The sequence below is a fragment of the Microcoleus sp. B4-C1 genome (genome assembly GCF_036705285.1).
Classification (GTDB): Bacteria; Cyanobacteriota; Cyanobacteriia; order Cyanobacteriales; family Microcoleaceae; genus Microcoleus.
In genome coordinates this window covers 1-1,325 of record NZ_JAUBUC010000233.1, presented here as the reverse complement: position 1 = coordinate 1,325, position 1,325 = coordinate 1, and the positions used below count along the sequence as shown (strand labels likewise).

1 protein-coding gene is annotated in these 1,325 nt (G+C 43.0%); it reads left to right on the top strand.

Annotated elements, in window-relative coordinates; translation table 11 throughout:
- Positions 1 to 1,013: 1,013 nt before the first annotated feature.
- Positions 1,014 to 1,325 (top strand): DUF4347 domain-containing protein (locus tag QUB26_RS31840; protein ID WP_333321310.1); only part of this gene is annotated, 312 nt, incomplete at its 3' end.

The following is a 1,325-nucleotide window of genomic DNA, read 5'->3' as shown; positions in this document are numbered from 1 at the left end:
TTGAGTTTTAATCAACTCAGTATTACTTCCAGCAACAATCAAACTTTGATTACTGTGACGGACACCAATCAATTGTTGGCGAAGCTTAACAATATTACCCCCGGTATTCTCACCGCTAGCGATTTCACTCAGGTAACAATCTAACTGGCTGGGGTAGGGTGCGCCATCAGCAGCCCGCCCCTACGCAGGGCTGTTTCATTCTCTTGTAGGGGCAGCCCCCCGTGGCTGCCCCAATCTCTGAAACATGAGCAAATCGTGGATGGGGAGGGTAGGCACGGGGAGTAGGGGTAGCACTACAAGAGTCAAAATCATCGTTTTCTTGAGAATGAAACAGCCCTGCGCCCCTACGGGGGCTACGCCAACGAAGAGGAGCGATCGATCTGATTCTTTTCAAGTGCGATCGGTAATAAATCTTGTTTATTGCCGATCGCCCACACCTATAATGAGACACACCCGTCTATTGCAATCCTGAGCTGGCTAGCCATAAGTAGCGGCCGAATAAAGCCTGCTTTCTCAACCAATAATTTTCAGATTTGTGGGAACTTTTTTACAGATAGGAAAAAACTTAAATTAATCAAATTTTTAGGGAATTTTCCTGGTTTTATATAATGTGAATGTATCAGGTACTAGCTAGAGCAATTCTCAGGAACTCAGAACCACATAAAATATTTTCTGAATTTTACCTGACCAAGGCTTCCCAATGGTTTGATGCACTACGTATCTGGCTAATGGTGTGCATAGCAAATCTACCGAGGTTCCCGTGCCGGACTATTTACATTACATCCTCTGCATTTAATTGCTAAAAAAAATCGCAATTTTTACACAGCAAAAGCTGATTAGGGAGAAAAGTATTGGGTTTCACTTAGGGATAAGATTCAAGTTTTTCCCTAAAGTTTAATATCCCCGATGGATTACCGAGGTTTTAATTCTGCCTACTGCCTTCTGCATCTCTAGCCTTCTGCTTTCAAGGTGAATCTACCAGCAAATAGTAAACATTCTCATGGGTATGCCAAATGAGTTCAACTTTTGCCACCAACATGGATTCACAATCTGTTCTCCACAATGCTGGTTCTAAATCTATTGTCTTCATTGATTCCGACTTAGATGACTATCAAACTCTTGCCGGTGGCGTGCTTCCCGGTGCAGAGATCATCATTTTAGATAAAAATGGTAACGGAGTCGAGCAAATTACTGCGAAACTGCAAACAATTTCGGCTGCGGGGGAAACTGTAGACCAAGTTCACGTTTTTTCTCACGGCAATTCTGGTAGCTTGCAGCTAGGTTCTGCAACGTTAAATGCGGATAATTTATCACAATATGAAAGC